Consider the following 16719-nt stretch of genomic DNA (forward strand, 5'->3'; position numbering starts at 1 on the left):
GTCCGGTCAGGTGCGGTCAAGCCTGGTCGAGCATGCGGTGTGCGCGGGAGATCAGCGTCGGCACGGCGGAGCCGATCCCGTCGAATCCCTCCCCCACGGTCTTACCTTGCCGGAACCGCGCGTGGATACCCTCCACGATGACCGCCAGCTTGAAGTTACCGAAGGCCACATAAAACCCGAGATCCGAAATATCCCGCCCGGACGCCTTCGCGTAATGGCCGGCGAACTCGGCGCCGTTCATGAACCCGGGCGCGACCGTCACGTCCCCCGCCACGGGGATCCTGGCCCGCTCCTCGTCCCCGCGATCATGCCAGTACGTCAGCGTCAGCCCCAGATCGGCCAGCGGATCCCCGAGCGTGGACATCTCCCAGTCGACCACGGCCATGATCTCCAGATCGCCGAGCCGGATCAGCGTGTTGTCCAGCCGGTAGTCGCCGTGCACCAGCGTGCCGGAGCCCGCGGCACCCGCGGCCGGCTCGGCGGGCAGGCGCTTGCGCAGCCGTTCCACGAGCCGGTCGTACTCCGGCAGGTCGGCCGTCTTCGACCGCTCCCACTGCTGGCACCACCGGTCGAGCTGCCTGGCCAGGTAGCCGTCCGGCCGCCCGAAGTCGCCCAGCCCGACCTCGCGGTAGTCCACGGCGTGAATGGCGGCCAGCACCTCGGCCAGCCGCTCCGACAGCCGCCGCGTCCGCTCGGGCGACGACTCCGGGTCGCCGAGCTCCTCCCTGGTCCGTACGGCGGTGCCGTCCACGTGCCCCATGAGATAGAACGGCGCCCCGATCACGTCCTCGTCGGCGCAGAACGCGACCGGCTCCGGCACCGGCACCGGCGTCGGCGCGAGCGCGGAGATGACGCGCCACTCGCGCCGCATGTCATGGGCGGTGGGCAACACGTGACCGAGCGGCGGGCGACGCAGCACCAACCGCCGCTCGCGGGCCTCGATCAGATAGGTCAGGTTCGACCTGCCGCCGGAAATGAGGGAGACGGACAGGGGCTCGCCCGCGTCGGGCACGTTCCGGCCCATCCACTGGACCAGGCGGGGCCGGTCGATGCCAGGTACGGTCATGGACACCACATTAGAACGTCACTCTGTTCGCAACGCCATCTGAGAATTCTGTAAGAATCCCCGGCCACGTCGCTGAGCAGTGAGGACAACCCTTAGGCTGGGCGTACTTGTCTGCCCGCACGCCGGAGCAGGAAGCATGCCGTCAGTAGGAGCCCATGCGCGTCACCCTTGCCCTCCCCCGTGAGCTGGGACCGACCGAAGTGAGTCGATGGCGGGCTCTACAGGAGTCCAACCCCGCTTTCGACAATCCGTTCCTGTCCCCCGAGTTCACGATCACGGTGGGTGAGCTGCGAGATCTCGTCCAGGTCGCCATCCTGTACGACGGTTCCGAAATCATGGGATTCTTCCCCTTCGAACGGCATCCGCTGGGCATCGGCAAACCGGTCGCCGCGGGACTGACCGACGCCCAGGGCCTGATCCACGCCAAGGACTTCGAGATTGACGCGCGCCGGCTGATCAAGGAGTGCGGGCTCGCGGTTTACGAGTTCGACCACCTGGTGTCCGGGCAGCCGCTGCTGGGCGCCCGGCACGAGCGCCACCCGTCACCGATCATCGACCTGCGCGACGGGTACGAGCGTTACACCATGGCGCTGAGGGAGCATTCCGGCAAGACGTACAAGACCACCCTGGCCAAGTCACGCAAGCTCCAGCGCGACGTCGGCACGTTGCGCCACGACTTCGCGACCACCGACCTGGCGCCGCTGCGCACCCTGCTCGGCTGGAAGACCGACCAATACCGGCGCACCGGACGCACCGACAGGTTCGCGCACCGGTGGATCGTCGAGCTGGTCGAGCGGCTGCTGGCGACCCGGTCGGACACCTTCGCCGGAGTGCTCGACATGGTCTACGTGGACGACCAGCCGGTGGCCGGGCATTTCGGGGTGCGCACGCGGACGACGCTCGCCGGCTGGTTCCCCGCCTACGACACCCGCTTCGCCAAATACTCCCCCGGCCTCATCCACCACCTCGCGATGGCCGAGCAGGCCGCCGCGGCCGGGATCGAAGTGATCGACATGGGCCGTGGCCAGAAGGAATACAAGGACAAGCTCAAGACCGGCGAGCTGGAGGTGGCCGAGGGCCGGGTGGCCAGGGCCAGCGCGGCGGCGGGCGTCCACTGGATGATGCGCGTGCCCGCACGCAAGACCCGGGCCACCGTGATGGCCAGCCCGCTGCTGCTCAAGACCGCGGACAAGGCGTTGAAAACCTACGGGCGTTTCCGTACCGTCATACATCGGTGAAACACATCGCAGAGCGCACGGGCCGTCACTGCCTGCCGCTGCCGTCCAACCGTCTCGGCCTCTACCTGGCACTGCGCCACTGGTGCACGCCCGGCCAGCGGCTGCTCATGTCGCCCATCTCCGCCGACGAGATCCTCTTCCTGGTGCTCGCGGCCGGCCTGCGCCCGGTGATCGCGCCGCTGTCGCCACGTGACGGCAACATCGACGCCGACCGGGTCGATCTCGCCGCGGTGGACGTGGTGCTGACGACCAATCTTTATGGACTGCCCGACCGCGCCGAGGCCTTCGCCGGGAAGATCCTGATCGAGGACGTGGCGCACGCCATGGAGACGAGCGTCGGCGGGCGGCCGCTGGGGACGCTCGGCGAGGCAGGCGTCTTCAGCCTCTCCAAGCATCCGGGAGCGGGCTCGGGCGGCGTGCTGGCGGTGGCGCGGGAGCCGGACCTGCGGGCCCTCGAACGCGCCCGCGACCAGCTGCTCGTCACGGGGTCGTGGAAAGCGGACCTGATCGGCGTGGCCACCTCCATGGCCCGCCGGGCGGCGCTCAAGCTCGACCTCGTACGCCCGGCGCTCGCGCTCATGCGCGCGCTCGGCATGCAGGAGGAACGCGAGGGCTACCGTATCCCGCTCGACCCCGACAGGCTCGATGCGGCACTCAAGGAGACCCCTTCGCTGCCGCCCTTCGACCCCTGGGTACGCGCCGACCTGCACGACTACCGCGCCCGCCGGGGCGCGCCGGCCCGCTGGTACCAATCCCGGCGCCTGGCCAAGGTCCCCGCCGACCGCGGGCGGCGGCTTGCGGGCGTCGCCCGGCTGGCCGAGCTGCCCACCGTGGCGCCGGCCGTGCGGGACAACCTGGACCAGCCGCTGTTCCGGGTCCCGCTGCTGGTGCGCGACAGGGACGCGGCCATCGCGGAGCTGGAGCGGCACGGGGTCGCCACGGGCTACCTGTACGACCCCCCGTACGACGACTACGCCCCGGCCTTTACCGAGCCGTCGCCGGACCCGCTCCCGGCCCGCTGGTGGGCACGGCATGTGCTCCCCGTCGACCCGGTCTACGCCGGCCGCGCCCTGCCCGTCCTGCGCCGCCTGGAGCCCGCGCCACCGCTTCCTGCCGGCGGGGTCAGCGGGGGGCGTTCTTGATCAGGTCGGCCAGGATGCGGCAACCGCGGCGGACGTCGGCGAGCGACGCGGAGCCGTAGCCGATCACCAGGCCGTGCAGCCGCTCCCGCCCGTGGTGGTGCCGGCCGGTCGAGTCGAGCAGGACGCCGCGTTCCCTGGCCCGCTCGACCAAGGCGGGAACCACGGCCGCGGGCAGCTCCGCCAGCACGTGCAGCCCGGCCGTGTCGCCGCGCAGCCTGCAGACGGGTCCGAGGAGCTCGACGACCGCGGCGCGGCGGCGGGCGTATTCCAGCCGCATGCGCCGCAGGTGCCGGTCCAGGTCACCGCGCTCCAGCAGGGTCGACACCGCCTGCTGGACGGGCCCGCTGGTGCGGTCGGCCACGGCGCGGCGCAGGCGGGCGATCCTGGTGACGAGTTCGGGGTCGCCGACCAGCCAGCCGACGCCGACGTCGGGCGTCAGGGTCTTGGAGAGCGTGCCGAGGAGCACCACCCGGGACGGGTCGAGGCCGTAGAGCGCGGGCAGCGGGGCGACGTCGTAGCGGAACTCGGCGTCGTAGTCGTCCTCGATGATCGTCGCGCCCGTGCTCCTGGCCCAGGCCAGCAGCCGTTCCCTGCGCGGGATCGGCAGCCGCCCGCCCAGGGGGTATTGGTGGGCCGGCGTCGTGTAGAGCACGCGCAGATCGGCGGGCAGCCCGTCCACGATCACGCCGTCCTCATCCACCGGGCACGGCACGATCTCGGCCCCCCGGGCCGCGAACACGGTCCGCGCCACGTGGTAGCCCGGATCCTCCACGCCGGCGCGGGCGCCCCCGCCGAGCAGGGCAAGCGCGCACAGGTCGAGGCCGTTGCCGGTGCCCCTGGTGACCAGGATGTTCTCCGGGCCGACGGCCATGCCTCTGGCCCGTCGGAGGTGGTCGGCGAGCAGCTCTCTGAGACGCGGCAGGCCGTGCGGGTCGGGCGCGGCGCGGGGCGGCAGGTCGGCGGCCTTGCGCCAGGCCCGCTTCCATGCCGCCCGGTCGTAGTCGCGCACCCAGGGCTCGCCGGCCGTGAGGTCGATCCAGGTGGCCGGAGGCGTGGGCGGCGCGGGCACGTACGTCGTCTCGTGGGGCGGCGTGGGCGCCTCCATGTCGGCCACGAACGTCCCCGAGCCGTGCCGCCCGTCCAGCCACCCCTCCGCGTACAGCTGCTGGTAGGCCTCCGTGACCACGGTCCTGCTCACCTCCAGCTGGGCCGCGAGGGCCCGGGTGGACGGCAGCCGCTCGCCAGGCGCGAGCGCGCCGTCCAGCATGGCGCGGCGCAGCCAGTCGGCCAGCTGCGCGGTGAGCGGCTCGGCGCTGTCACGCGAGAGAGAAACGGGCAGGTCAACAGACGTACGCACGCAAGTGGTCCCTACGAAGGGGTCGATAGTGGCCCTACAGGATAGGTCCACTTCGCGACTACGGTCGAATCATGCTCTCCACCACTCCTCGCACCACGCTCGGCCGCTCGAAGGAACGCGGCAGCGCCGACAGGAACGATCTCTACGAGGTGCTCGACACCGGCCTGATCTGCCACCTGGGCGTCGTCGTCGACGGTCACCCGATGGTCGTGCCCACCGGCTACGGCCGGCTCGGCGAAACGCTCTATCTGCACGGTTCCACGGGCGCGAGGTCCCTGCGCGCGGCCGGTGACGGCGAGGTGTGCGTCACGGTCACGCATCTGGACGGCATCGTGCTGGCCCGCTCGATCTTCCACCACTCCGTCAACTACCGCTCGGCGGTCATCTACGGCCGGGCCAGGCTGGTGACCGACCCGGATGAGCGGCTGACGGGGCTGCGGGCGCTGACCGAGCAGCTCGCGCCCGGCCAGTGGGACTACGCCCGGCCGCCGTCGCGCAAGGAGCTGGCCGCCACGGCCGTGCTGGCGTTGTCCCTGGAGGAGGCCTCGGTCAAGATCCGGCGCGGCGCGCCGATCGACGAGGAGGAGGACTACACCCTTCCGGTATGGGCCGGCGTGCTGCCCCTGGTGACCGGGTGGGGCGCGCCTCAGCCAGATCCGCTGCTCCCAGAAGGTATCGATGCTCCTGTTCACATCCTCCATCGGGAGTAGTTCCATAAATCAGGTACCACCTGGCAAACCCGACTCCTTGATCGCACGTCTCATCAGGTGGGCCGGCTCCTGATGGGAGAGGCATATGGAGTGGAGTGCTCCCGGGTACACGGAGATCAGACAATTAGGCGCGGGCGCCAGCGGGCGGGTCGTGCTGGCCGTACACGACGAGACCGGCGTCAAGGTCGCGATCAAGTACCTCTCGGCGAACCTGCTGCGTGATCCGGCCGCGCTGGCCAGGTTCCAATCCGAGGCGCGGCTGCTGACCACGCTCAGGGACCCCAACATCGCCACGATGTGGGAGTACATCCAGGACGCCGGCGGCGCGGCCATCGTGATGGAGCTGGTCAACGGCGTCTCGCTGCGCGCGTTGTTGCGCGAGCACGGCGCGACCGAGCCGGAGGCGGCGCTGGTCGTGCTGAAGGGCTCGCTGCTGGGCCTGGCCAGGGCGCACACGCTCGGCCTCGTGCACCGCGACTACAAGCCCGAGAACGTGATCGTCAGGGACGACGGGATCAGCAAGCTCGTCGACTTCGGCATCGCCGTGCGGCAGGGCGCGGTCGCGCATCCGGAGGGCACGCCGCCGTACATGGCGCCCGAGCTGTGGTCGGGCGCGCCCGCCGGGCCCGCGACGGATGTGTACGCGGCTACCGCGGTCTTCTTCGAATGCCTGACCGGGCACCGGCCATACCGCTCGACCGAGCCCAGCGTGCTCGGCTACCAGCACATCCATGCCCCGGTGCCGTTCCACGACGCGCCCGAACCGGTACGCGGATTGATCAGGCGCGGCCTGGCCAAGGATCCGGGGCAGCGGCCGGAGAGCGCGCTGGCGTTCGTGGCCGAGCTGGAAGCGGTGGCCCTGGCGGCGTACGGCGAGGACTGGGAGGAGCGGGGCAAGCGGCGGCTGGCCGCGCTGGTGGCCCTGCTCGCCCTGCTGCTGCCGACACCGCCACCGGCTGCCACGCCGGAGGTGTCCACGTCGCTGGCCAGGACGGTCTTCCGCGGGCTGCGCTCGAATGCGAGCTCCGTCGCGCGGGTGGCGATCGGCGGCGCGCTGGCCGCCGCCGTGGCGGTGGCGGTGGTGGTCGTGGTGGCCAACAGGGAGCGGCCGCCCGGTGGGCCGATCGGCGCGGCGGCGGCCGTACCGCCGACCGAGATCACCCCGGAGCCCGCTTCGGCCCCGCCGACGACACCTGAGGGGACGCCCGAGGAAACGCCGGAGAGCACGCCCGAGCCCGGCCCGGAGAACACGTCCGAGGCGGTCCTTCCCGAGGAGAGCCCCGCCGCGTCCCCACCGGCGTCAACCAGACCCGCGCCCACGCCCACGCCCACGCGGACCCGGACGCCCACCCCGACCCCGACCCCGACATCTACCTCCACCCCCACCTCGACCCCCACCGTGACGCCGACGGTGACGCCCACCGTGACGCCCACCGTCATCCCGACGCCCACGGTGATCACGCCGTCGCCGGTCACGTCGGTGCTCGCGATCGGCCTCGGCGACCTCACCGTCAACGACGACGGTGTCGCCACCACCACGGTCACGGTGCGCGCCAGCGGCACCGCCGCCGTCACCGCCACCGCGACCTGGGCGGCCTCCGGCACGGACGGCCGCACCGAGCGCGTGCGCCTGAGCGGCTCCACCACCTACACCCGGACGCTCACCTGGTCCATGGGGGAACGCCCGTGCGGCAAGACGGTCACGCTGACCGTCTCCACCTCACCCGCGGCGCCCGGCGGCGAGAGGACCGCATCGGTGTCCGTGCCGCGCTGCCCGACGCGGGTGACCGGGCTGCGGGTGAGCCTCGTGCTGCCTGCCGCGCCCGCCCGCGCCGCCCAGGCCAGGATCAGGGTGACGGCGAGCGGCACCGGCGAGATCCCGGTCCAGGCCGAGTTCGCGGTGAACGGCGACCCGGTCGGCACCCGCACGGCGAGCCTGTCCGGCCAGACCTCCTACACCCGGACCCTCACCCACACCTTCAGATCCCGCCCCTGCGGCGCGACGTTGTCGGTGAAGGTGACCGCGGGCGGCCGGACGGAAACCGCGCGAACCTCGGTCGCCTGCCCGCCGGAGGTGCGGCGAGTCTCGATCGTGCGGGCGGGCCCCGGCGACGGTCTCTCGGCGACCGTCCAGGTGCTCACGTCAAACAGCCAGCCGGTACGGCTCAGCGTGTCGTTCTCGGCCGGCGAGCTCGGCGAAACGAAATCGGACACGCTGTCCGGCGAGACGTCCTACACCAGGACCTTCACCCTCCCGGTCAAGCAGCTTCCGTGCGGCACGAAATGGTCGGTGACCGCCTCCACGGACCCGGCCGCGGGCAACGGCAGCGACACGGCCAGCGGGGTCACGCCCGAGTGCCCGTCCGAGGAAGAGCCCACGAAGGAGCCGCGCCCCGAGACATCCGACACTCCCGGCAAGATCGACTAAAAGTCGTAATCCAGACTTATCAGGATGTTGGTAGCGAGAATGCGGTTCCTTCTGGTTAAGCTACGCATCCGTTTGATGCGGGTGGGGGCCCAGACAAGTCCAGAGGAGGCCGTTATGTACGGCGAGGGGCAATGGGGGGTCCCCGGCTACACCGGGGTTCGCGAACTGGGCTCAGGAGCCGCCGGTCGTGTCGTGCTGGCCACACGCGACTACGACGGCGTGGAAGTGGCCATCAAATACCTCAGCGACGAGCTGAGATCCGACATGGGCTTCGTCGCCCGTTTCCGGCACGAGGCCAGGCTGCTGGCCACGCTGCAGAGCACGCACCACGCCCGCTTGATCGACTACGTCGAGTCCGGCCAGGGCGCGGCGATCATCATGGAGCTGATCAACGGCGTCTCGCTCCGCGAGCTCCTCAGGTCCGAGGGACCGACCGGGGCCGAGGCCGCGCTGACCGTGCTCAAGGGCTCGCTCCAGGGCCTGGCCTCCGCGCACGCCATCGGCGTCGTGCACCGCGACTTCAAGCCGGAGAACGTCATGGTGGAGGGCGACGGCACCAGCAAGCTCGTGGACTTCGGCATCGCCGTCAAGGCGGGCGAGGAGACGAGCGTGGCGGGCACGCCGCCGTACATGGCGCCCGAGCAGTGGTCGGGCGCGCCCGCCGGGCCCGCGACCGACGTGTACGCCGCCACCGTGGTGTTCTTCGAGTGCCTGACCGGCGGCCGTCCCTACCGGGCGACCAACATGGCCGCGCTGGCCCGCCAGCACCAGAGCGCGTCGGCCCCGGTCGAGGAGGTGCCCCCGGCGCTACGCGGCCTGGTCGAGCGCGGCCTGGCCAAGGACCCCGCGGAGCGCCCGCCGTCGGCGGAGGCGTTCCTGACCGAGCTGGAGGCCGTGGCGGCCGAGGGGTACGGCCCCGACTGGGAGGAGCGCGGGCGTCGCCGCCTGGCGGCTCTCGCCGGTCTGCTGGTCCTGCTCTTCCCGAGCCCGCTCGCGGACCCTGCGGAGACGCAGACGTCGCTCGCCGAGACCCGTTTCCGCGACCCGACCCGTGTGCTGCGCAAGCTCCCCGCGAAACTCGCCATCGGCGCGCTCGCGGCCGGCGTGCTGATCGGCGCCGTCGTGATCATCGCGACGTCCTCCGCCGACGAGCCCGTGCTCCAGGCGCAGACCACCACGACGACGCCGAGCCCGGCGACGCCGTACACGGGCGAGCCGGCCGAGACGGACGAGGCGTCGGCCACGCCGGAGGAGACCACGCCAGAAGAAAGCACGCCGGAGCCGACGGCCACGACCAGCGACACCCCGCCGCCGGTGCCGACGACGAGCGCCGCTCCGACCACGACGGCCACGCCCACACCCGCCAAGACCAAGAAGCCGGCCTCCACCCCGAGCGAGAGCGCCGAGCCCGAGGCGAGCGGCACGATGAGCGTGCCGGACGACACCCGTCCGCCGGCCTCCCCGACGCCGACCCCGACGCCCACCCAGACCACCAGCCGTCCGACGACCCCGCCGACTCAGTCCACGCCGCCGACGACGCCGTCGACCACACCGCCGACGAGTACAACGCCGGAGAATCCGGGAGACCAGGTGCCGACCGAGGAGCCCAGGATCGACGCTGTCGGCATGGCGCAGTCCGCGTTCGTCGCGTTCGGCCTGATGACGTCCGGCGCGGTTCCGGTCACACTTGCGGTGAGACGCCGTATGGCGGGCCGCCACAGAAGGAAGCACTAGCAGAGTCGGGGGGCGACGGCGATGAACAACCCTACGACCGATATCGCCGGATTCCGGCTCACCGAACACACCTGGATGACCGAGCTGGGCAACTGGATCGACGCGATCTCGCCTGACGGCCGCCGCGCCGGCGCCTTGCTCTTCGACCCGAAGATCATCGGGCTGCCCGGCGTCCGTGACCGCGTCGTCCAGGCGGTCATGACCGACCAGCGGCTCGTGCTGGGCGGGATGACCGGCCTCATTCCGGTGGCCGACGTCGTGGCGGCGGGCGACCAGGTGTGGTTGCTCACGGGCCAGGCGGTCAGCCCCACGCTGGCCGACCTGCTCGCCAGTGGCCCTGTCGATCCGGCGGGCGCGGCGTCCGCCCTGGTGGAGACCGCCCAAACGCTGATCGCGCTGCACGCCGCCGGGATCACGCACGGCTCCGTGCACCCAGGCACCGTGGTGATCACCGCGGAGGGCGCCGCGTTGTTGTCCGAGCGCGGCCTGACCGACGCGATCCGCGGCCAGGTGTCCCGGCCCGAGCGGGACGCGGCCGGGTGGGCGGCGCTCGCCCGCGGTCTGGCCGCCTCCTCGGGCTCCGCGAGCTCCGTCGCGCCGGGTTCACCACAGGCCGGCTCCTCCGGGTCTGACGCGCGGCAAGCAGGCGCGTCGCAGGCCGCTCAGCTGTTCGAGCGGGTCGCGGCCATGGCGGGCACGCTCGGCCTGGCCGCCGCACGCAACGCGCTGCTCGGCGAGCAGGCGGCGCTGCCCGGCGGCGCGATCAGCCGGGAGGGGCTGGTGCGGGCGGCACGCGGCAGGTCGGCGTTCGCGCAGCCGCGGGCGTACGCGCAACCACCTGCCCTGCCCCAAGACGAGGGCGACATCGTCACGCTGCTGCACGTGCCCGGCCGAGGGGCGCGGCCCCTGCAGTTCGGGCCGGGGATCGGCACGCAGGAGCAGCGGCCGGAGACTACGGCGGAGCGGATCTGGCGGGCAGGACGGGGCGAGGCGTCCACGGTGCACCGCCCGGGTGGCAAGCGGCCCAGGGCCTCGCGGGCGCGGCGGTGGCGGACGATCTGGGCCACGGCCGTCTTCGCCGCGATCATGGCGGGGGCGATCCTGGCCTGGTTCAAGCTGGGCAGCACGCCCGAGCTGGTGGTCCAGTCGATCGACGTCGTGGCGCCGAAGAAGACGCAGGGGTGCGACAGCAAGGTCCTGATCACCGGAAAGGTCGTCACCAACGGGGCGCCCGGCGAGATCACCTTCGAATGGCGCAAGAACCTGGACAAGGAAGTCGTCAAGGGATCGCTGCGCACGAACTCCGACCAGACGTCCTACACGCTGCCGCTGAGGTGGTCGCTGTCGGGCAAGAGCAACGTCAAGGCCACCGCCACGTTGCGGATCCTGACGCCGGGACCGGTGCGTACGGACAAGGCCAGCTTCACGTACAAGTGTTGATGCCGTCTCAGCGATGCATATCAAAGCGGTTCTTACTAATCTGGCGAATATGACCTCGCAGACCCCCGCGGGCTGGTACCCGGACCCGTACGGCGAGCCCCAGCTCCGCTGGTGGGACGGCAACCAGTGGACCGACGCCACCCATGCGCAGGAGCCTGCCTCCGGGCCCCAGCAACCGCAGCCGCAGGCCGCCTCAGGGCCGCAGCAGCAGTCGCGGCCCGACTGGTCGGCGACGCCGGCGAACCCCACGCTCCAGTACGGGCAGCCCACCTTCGGGCAGTCCGCCTACGGCCAGCCCACGCCGCCCACCCAGCAGTGGGGCGGCGCGCAGCTGCCCGGCCCCGGCTACGGCCCGCCGCCCAAGCAGGGCAATCCGCTGCCCTGGGTGTTCGGCGGACTGGCGGCGCTGGTGGTGCTCGCGCTGATCGTGGTGGGCGGGATCTTCCTCGTCAACAGGAGCAACGACATCCCGATGTCGGCGCCGACGGAGACGTCGGCGCCCCAGGAGCAGCCGCCCACCAACGAACCGCCGTCCAACGAGCCGCCCAGCCAGGGCACCGGCCAGCCGCCTCCTCAGCCGGCCGATGGCCGGATCACCGACGCGCAGGCCGGCATCTCCTACCCGGTGCCCGAGGGCTGGACGGTGCCCGCGCAGCTCAACCCCGCGACCCCGAGCCCGACGCAGCAGCTGTGGTCGGCCGGGGTGCAGGCCACGTCACAGGAGAACTTCGTCGATGACGAGGATTGGGTCGGCAACGTCTACTCGGGGCTGCTCAACGAGCTCTACCCCTATAGCGGCGCCGCCGGCATGGGAGATACGGCGAAGGCCGTCTTCGTGGACTTCTCCAGGTTCTACGCGCCGCCGCACGAGACCAAGATCGTGGCGGACAAGGCCATGAAGATCGGCGATCGGGACGCGTGGCTGCTGCAGTTCGAGCTCGACTTCACCAAGGTGTCGGAGGAGAAGGGCTACAAGTGGAAGAAGGAGAGCGGTGCGCTCGTGCTCATGGATCGCGGCTCCGGTGAGCGCCCGGCCCTCCTTTACATCTCCGTACCGGACAATCTGGGCACGGACGTGGTGGGCAAGGTTTTGAGCTCGCTCAAGCCCGCGTGAGCAGTGGCACTAGGCTGGTGGGGTAACAAGCGGGCGGATTGCTCCGAGCCGCTGGGCGAGGAGATCTCATGAGTGACTTGCTGGTCTGGATCGACTGCGAGATGACCGGGCTCGACCTCGGGCGGGACGCGCTGGTGGAGGTGGCGTGCGTCATCACCGACAGCGAGCTCAATCAGCTGGACGAGGGCGTCGACGTGGTCATCAAGCCGCCGCCCGAGTCGCTGGAGCAGATGTCGGAAGTGGTGCGCGAGATGCACACCGCCTCCGGGCTGCTGCCCGAGCTCGGCAGCGGGGTGACGTTGTCGGAGGCGGAGTCGCTCGTGCTCGACTACATCCGCCGCCATGTGCCCGAGCCGAAGAAGGCGCCGCTGTGCGGCAACTCGATCGGCACCGACCGCACGTTCCTGGCCAGGGACATGCCCGCCGTGGATGCTTTTCTGCATTATCGGATGATCGACGTTTCGTCGATCAAGGAGCTGGTCCGCCGCTGGTATCCGCGGGTCTACTTCGCCGCGCCGGAGAAGCAGGGCGGACACCGGGCCCTGGCGGACATCACGGAGAGCATCCGGGAGCTGCGTTACTACCGTGCGGCGATCTTCGTGGAGCAGCCGGGACCCGACTCGGCGACCGCGAGATCGCTGGCAGAGCGTGTCAGCGGCTAAAGGAGTGGCGTAAAGACTCCCGAATCCCGCTACACTTTTCCTGTGCCGCCGCGTAGCGGGTGGCCGTGGTGGGTGTAGCTCAGTTGGCAGAGCGCCAGGTTGTGGTCCTGGATGTCGAGGGTTCAAGTCCCTTCACTCACCCCACTGCACGACGGCCGGTCCTAGATGGACCGGCCGTCGTCGTTTTCTCCCGACTACGCCCCCAAATCATGACAATGCGAGTTATGCTCGCTGTCTACCGCTAACGCCGGAAGCACGGGGGCCCTCGGCGATCTGACCGTCTTCGCGCCCCCGGAGGCCGGATGAGAGTCGACGACGCAGCGTTCGAGAGCGTGTTCACGTCCCTGAGCAAACGCGAGGCCGAGGTCATGGACCTCATCGCCACGGGTCAGTCCAACGGACAGATCGCGCAACGACTGTTCCTCAGCGAGAAGACCGTCAAGAACCACGTCAACCGCATCTACGCCAAGCTAGGCGTGGACTCCCGCGTCACCGCCATCGGCCTCTGGCTGTCCCGCCGGCAGTAGCCGTGCCCGGCGTCACTGACCTCCCTGTGGTTTAAAGGCCGTCGGCGGTGTCATAGGAGTCCCATGAGCATGACGCGTAGAGCGCGGGTCGTCGTCGTCGGGGCAGGGTTCGCGGGGCTGGAGGCGACGCGGGCGCTCGCCAAGGGCGGAGCGCTGGTGACGCTGGTCGACCGGAAGCCGTACTCGACGTTCCAGCCGCTGCTCTACCAGGTGGCCACGGCGAGCATGGGCACGTCCGACGTGTCCTACCCGATTCGCACGTTCGCCGCCCGATGGCCGAACGTACGGGCGCGCCACGCCGGGCTGAGCAAGGTGCTGGCCGAGGAGCGGCGGGTGGAGCTCGATGACGGCAGCTCGCTGGAGTACGACTACCTGGTGCTGGCGACGGGCGTCACGACCAACTGGCTCGGCGTGGCGGGTGCGCGGGAGAACGCGTTGCCGATCTACTCGCTCAACGACGCGGCCAACCTTCGGCGGCGGCTGCAGCAATGCCTGGAGGACACGGCCACGGGCCGGCGGGAGAGCACTCACGTCGTGGTGGTGGGCGCGGGCGCGACCGGCGTCGAGGTGGCGGGCACGCTGGCCGAGTTGCGGTGGCGCACGTTGCCGCTGACGCATCCGGAGATCAAGCCCTCCCAGACGAGCGTGAGCCTGGTCGAGCGGTTCGACTATGTGCTGGCGCCGTACAAGCCGCGGCTGCGGGACGCGGCGGCGGCCGCGCTGCGCAAGCGAGGGACGCGGCTGCATCTGGGCTCCACGCTGGCGTCCGTGGAGCCGGACGCGGTGGTGTTGACCGACGGGACGCGGCTGCCGAGCGACCTGACCGTGTGGGCGCTCGGCGTGACCGCGCCCGATGACGTGGCCGACTGGGGACTGCCGCAAGGCAAGGGCGGCAGGATCACGACCACGCAAGAGCTGCGCGTCCCCGGCCACCCCGAGATCTTCGTGGCCGGCGACCTCGCCGGGCCGCCGGAGCCGCTGCCCCAGCTCGCCCAGCCCGCGATCCAGATGGGCAAGCACGTGGGCAGGCAGATCCTGGCGGCGGCGCAGGGACGGCCGGTGCAGGCGTTCTCCTACGACGATCCCGGCATCATGGCGACCGTGGGCAAGGCGGAGGCCGTGCTCCAGTTCCGCAACGGGATGACCATGCGCGGGCTGCCGGCGTGGCTGACCTGGATCTTCATTCACGTGGCCTACCTGCTGGGCGGGCGCAACCGGGTGAGCGTGCTGCTCAACTTCTTCTGGCGTTACTTCGGGCCGCGCCGCGCCGCCACCAGCGTCACCCCGTGAGCGCGCCCGCCAGGGCGCTCAGTCCGTGGTCCAGGTCGGGCTCAGGGATGTTGAGGGCCGGGCGCAGGCGCACTGAGCGGGGGCCGCAGGGCAGTACGAGCACGCCGTGGTCGTCCCTGAGCCGGGTCACCAGGGCGTCGCGGGCGGCCTGGTCGGGCAGGTCGAACGCGCACATCAGGCCACGGCCGCGCACGCCCGACACCGCCTCGGGGCGCTCGGCCTCCAGCTTGGTGAGGCGTTCGAGCAGCACGCTGCCCAGCGTGGCGGCACGCTGGATGAGGCCGTCGCGTTCGACGATCTCCAGGATGCCGCGGCTGCGGACCATGTCCACCAGGCCGCCGCCCCACGTCGAGTTGATCCGGCCGCTCAGCTGGAACACGTTATCGGGGACCTGGTCGACCCTGCGGCCCGCCATGATCCCGCCGACCTGGACCTTCTTGGCGAAGGCCACCACGTCGGGTGCCAGCCCCAGCTGCTGGTAGGCCCACGGCGTGCCGGTCGTCCCGCCGCCGGTCTGGACCTCGTCGAGGATGAACAGCGCGTCGTACTCGTGGCACATGTGCTGCATGGCCTGCAGGAACTCCGGCCGCATGTGGTTGTCGCCGCCCTCGCCCTGGATCGGCTCGGCGATGAAGCAGGCGATGTCGTGCGGATGGCGCTCGAAGGCCTCCCGTGCCTGCGCCAGCGCGCGTTCCTCGGCCGCCTCGACGTCGCCGAAGTGGATGGCGGGCACGTCGATGCGCGGCCAGTCGAATCTGGGGAAACGGTCGGTCTTGCCCGGCTCGGTGTTGGTCAGGCTCATGGTGTAGCCGCTGCGGCCGTGGAAGGCCCGTGTCAGGTGCAGGACCTTGGTGCCCAGCTCGCGCGGGCGGCCCGCGGCCTCGTTGTGGCGGCTCTTCCAGTCGAAGGCGGTCTTGAGCGCGTTCTCCACGGCCAGGGCGCCGCCCTCGACGAAGAACAGGTGGGGCAGCTCGGGGTCACCGAGCACGCGGACGAAGGTGTCGACGAAGTCGGCCAGGTGCTCGGTGTACATGTCCGGGTTGGCCGGCTTGTTGCGCGCGACCTGCCCGAGCAGCTGGACGAAGTCGGGGTCGAACGGCGGGTTCACGCCGAGCGGGGCGGAGGCGAAGAAGGTGTAGAAGTCCAGGTAGCGGCGGCCGTTGCGGGCGTCGACGAGCCAGGAGCCGCGGCTCAGCTCCAGGTCGAGCACCAGACGGTAGCCGTCGATGAGCAGGTGGCGGGCAAGGCGGGTGTGTACGTCCATGTCCACTCCACTGTGGGCAGGTGGGCCGTACGTTCCTCCGGCGGAACGCCGACACATGCGTAATATTTACGGTACATCTACCCACAAAGTGGAGTTCTTTATGCGTGGGAGTAGACCACGATCGACACCGCGATGTACTGGACCAGGTAGGCGGCGACGGTGAACGCGTGGAACACCTCGTGGAAGCCGAACCAGCGGGGCGACGGGTCGGGACGGCGCAGCCCGTACACGACGGCGCCGGCCGAGTAGAACACGCCGCCCACGGCCACCAGCACGACGGCGGCCACGCCCGCGCCCTCGAGCAGCTGCGGCATGACGAAGACCGCGGTCCAGCCGAGCGCCAGATAGAGCACGGTGTAGAGCCAGCGCGGCGCGCCCATCCAGAACACCCGGAACAACACGCCCGCCAGCGCGCCGCCCCAGATGACGCCCAACACGGCCACCCGGGCCACCCCGTCCAGGGCCAGCAAGGCGAAGGGCGTATAAGTCCCGGCAATGATCAAATAGATGTTGGCGTGATCGACCCTGCGCAGGAACTCGGCCAGCTTCGGGCCGAGCGTGCTGCGGTGATAGGTGGCCGAAATGCCGAACAACAACGCCGAGGTGAGTGCGTAGACGGCGGAGGCCACACGGGCCTGCAACGTCGGGCCGAGCGCCACGAGCACGAACCCGGCGATCAGCGTCACGGGCAGCGCTCCAGTGTGCAACCAGCCTCGCAGCCTGGGCTTAACGGTGATGGTCGTCATG

Annotated in this window: 14 protein-coding genes and 1 tRNA gene; 11 read left to right on the plus strand and 4 right to left on the minus strand. The window is 70.8% G+C overall.

Features of this window, described 5'->3' with window-relative positions; genetic code table 11:
* Positions 1-16: 16 nt before the first annotated feature.
* Positions 17-1066, minus strand: coding sequence for a phosphotransferase family protein (locus ACTWQA_RS04985; RefSeq protein WP_443158106.1), 1050 nt, complete (start codon positions 1064-1066; stop codon positions 17-19).
* A 155-nt stretch (positions 1067-1221) separates the two neighbouring features.
* On the opposite strand from ACTWQA_RS04985, the gene ACTWQA_RS04990 reads away from it, so the two are divergent.
* Together ACTWQA_RS04990 and ACTWQA_RS04995 are read left to right on the plus strand one after the other, a co-directional pair.
* Complete coding sequence (locus ACTWQA_RS04990; protein ID WP_443158107.1) at positions 1222-2304, plus strand: GNAT family N-acetyltransferase; 1083 nt, start codon at positions 1222-1224, stop codon at positions 2302-2304.
* Positions 2301-3446, plus strand: coding sequence for a DegT/DnrJ/EryC1/StrS family aminotransferase (locus ACTWQA_RS04995; RefSeq protein ID WP_443158108.1), 1146 nt, complete (start codon positions 2301-2303; stop codon positions 3444-3446). Before ACTWQA_RS04990 ends, ACTWQA_RS04995 begins: the two co-directional genes overlap by 4 nt.
* On the opposite strand, the gene pdxR is transcribed toward ACTWQA_RS04995, so the two are convergent.
* Entirely contained in the window at positions 3427-4803 is a 1377-nt protein-coding gene (gene pdxR / locus ACTWQA_RS05000; protein WP_443158109.1) for a MocR-like pyridoxine biosynthesis transcription factor PdxR, read from the minus strand. The two genes, ACTWQA_RS04995 and pdxR, sit on opposite strands and share 20 nt — an antisense overlap.
* Before the next feature lie 71 nt (positions 4804-4874).
* Between pdxR and ACTWQA_RS05005 the strand changes: the two genes are divergently transcribed.
* From ACTWQA_RS05005 to ACTWQA_RS05045, 9 genes are all read left to right on the plus strand, one after another.
* The gene (locus ACTWQA_RS05005) at positions 4875-5513 is read left to right on the plus strand and encodes a pyridoxamine 5'-phosphate oxidase family protein (RefSeq protein ID WP_443158110.1); all 639 of its coding nucleotides are present in this window, start codon (positions 4875-4877) and stop codon (positions 5511-5513) included.
* Positions 5514-5598: 85 nt separating this feature from the next.
* A complete protein-coding gene (locus tag ACTWQA_RS05010; RefSeq protein ID WP_443158111.1) occupies positions 5599-7941 on the plus strand; it encodes a protein kinase domain-containing protein in 2343 nt (780 codons plus the stop codon).
* Positions 7942-8055: 114 nt separating this feature from the next.
* Positions 8056-9675: a serine/threonine-protein kinase gene (locus ACTWQA_RS05015; protein WP_443158112.1), complete on the plus strand. Its 1620-nt coding sequence runs from the start codon at positions 8056-8058 to the stop codon at positions 9673-9675.
* 21 nt (positions 9676-9696) lie between these two features.
* Entirely contained in the window at positions 9697-11115 is a 1419-nt protein-coding gene (locus ACTWQA_RS05020; protein WP_443158113.1) for a hypothetical protein, read from the plus strand.
* A gap of 49 nt (positions 11116-11164) precedes the next feature.
* Positions 11165-12229, plus strand: coding sequence for a DUF2510 domain-containing protein (locus tag ACTWQA_RS05025; protein ID WP_443158114.1), 1065 nt, complete (start codon positions 11165-11167; stop codon positions 12227-12229).
* A gap of 68 nt (positions 12230-12297) precedes the next feature.
* The gene (gene orn / locus ACTWQA_RS05030; protein WP_305916442.1) at positions 12298-12891 is read left to right on the plus strand and encodes an oligoribonuclease; all 594 of its coding nucleotides are present in this window, start codon (positions 12298-12300) and stop codon (positions 12889-12891) included.
* Positions 12892-12959: 68 nt separating this feature from the next.
* Positions 12960-13035 (plus strand) — tRNA-His (locus ACTWQA_RS05035).
* A gap of 158 nt (positions 13036-13193) precedes the next feature.
* Positions 13194-13418: a helix-turn-helix domain-containing protein gene (locus ACTWQA_RS05040; RefSeq protein WP_090938928.1), complete on the plus strand. Its 225-nt coding sequence runs from the start codon at positions 13194-13196 to the stop codon at positions 13416-13418.
* Between the two features lie 63 nt (positions 13419-13481).
* Entirely contained in the window at positions 13482-14708 is a 1227-nt protein-coding gene (locus ACTWQA_RS05045) for an NAD(P)/FAD-dependent oxidoreductase (protein ID WP_443158115.1), read from the plus strand.
* Here the strand turns inward: ACTWQA_RS05045 and lat are convergent.
* Complete coding sequence (gene lat / locus ACTWQA_RS05050) at positions 14698-15972, minus strand: L-lysine 6-transaminase (protein WP_443158116.1); 1275 nt, start codon at positions 15970-15972, stop codon at positions 14698-14700. The two genes, ACTWQA_RS05045 and lat, sit on opposite strands and share 11 nt — an antisense overlap.
* Positions 15973-16070: 98 nt before the next feature.
* Positions 16071-16718, minus strand: a complete 648-nt coding sequence (gene trhA, locus ACTWQA_RS05055) for a PAQR family membrane homeostasis protein TrhA (protein WP_327589404.1) — start codon at positions 16716-16718, stop codon at positions 16071-16073.
* Position 16719 lies beyond the last annotated feature (1 nt).

Source organism: Nonomuraea sp. 10N515B, assembly GCF_052245915.1.
In the GTDB taxonomy this organism is placed as follows: domain Bacteria; phylum Actinomycetota; class Actinomycetes; order Streptosporangiales; family Streptosporangiaceae; genus Nonomuraea.

Bases quoted from the DNA above. Each gene is read 5' to 3' on its own strand.
- orn (WP_305916442.1), top strand. From the start codon at position 12,298: ATGAGTGACTTGCTGGTCTGGATCGACTGCGAGATGACCGGGCTCGAC.
- ACTWQA_RS05005 (WP_443158110.1), top strand. From the start codon at position 4,875: ATGCTCTCCACCACTCCTCGCACCACGCTCGGCCGCTCGAAGGAACGC.
- ACTWQA_RS05040 (WP_090938928.1), top strand. From the start codon at position 13,194: ATGAGAGTCGACGACGCAGCGTTCGAGAGCGTGTTCACGTCCCTGAGC.
- ACTWQA_RS04990 (WP_443158107.1), top strand. From the start codon at position 1,222: ATGCGCGTCACCCTTGCCCTCCCCCGTGAGCTGGGACCGACCGAAGTG.
- ACTWQA_RS04985 (WP_443158106.1), bottom strand. From the start codon at position 1,066: ATGACCGTACCTGGCATCGACCGGCCCCGCCTGGTCCAGTGGATGGGC.
- lat (WP_443158116.1), bottom strand. From the start codon at position 15,972: ATGGACGTACACACCCGCCTTGCCCGCCACCTGCTCATCGACGGCTAC.
- ACTWQA_RS05015 (WP_443158112.1), top strand. From the start codon at position 8,056: ATGTACGGCGAGGGGCAATGGGGGGTCCCCGGCTACACCGGGGTTCGC.
- ACTWQA_RS05010 (WP_443158111.1), top strand. From the start codon at position 5,599: ATGGAGTGGAGTGCTCCCGGGTACACGGAGATCAGACAATTAGGCGCG.
- ACTWQA_RS05025 (WP_443158114.1), top strand. From the start codon at position 11,165: ATGACCTCGCAGACCCCCGCGGGCTGGTACCCGGACCCGTACGGCGAG.
- ACTWQA_RS05045 (WP_443158115.1), top strand. From the start codon at position 13,482: ATGAGCATGACGCGTAGAGCGCGGGTCGTCGTCGTCGGGGCAGGGTTC.
- trhA (WP_327589404.1), bottom strand. From the start codon at position 16,718: ATGACGACCATCACCGTTAAGCCCAGGCTGCGAGGCTGGTTGCACACT.
- ACTWQA_RS05020 (WP_443158113.1), top strand. From the start codon at position 9,697: ATGAACAACCCTACGACCGATATCGCCGGATTCCGGCTCACCGAACAC.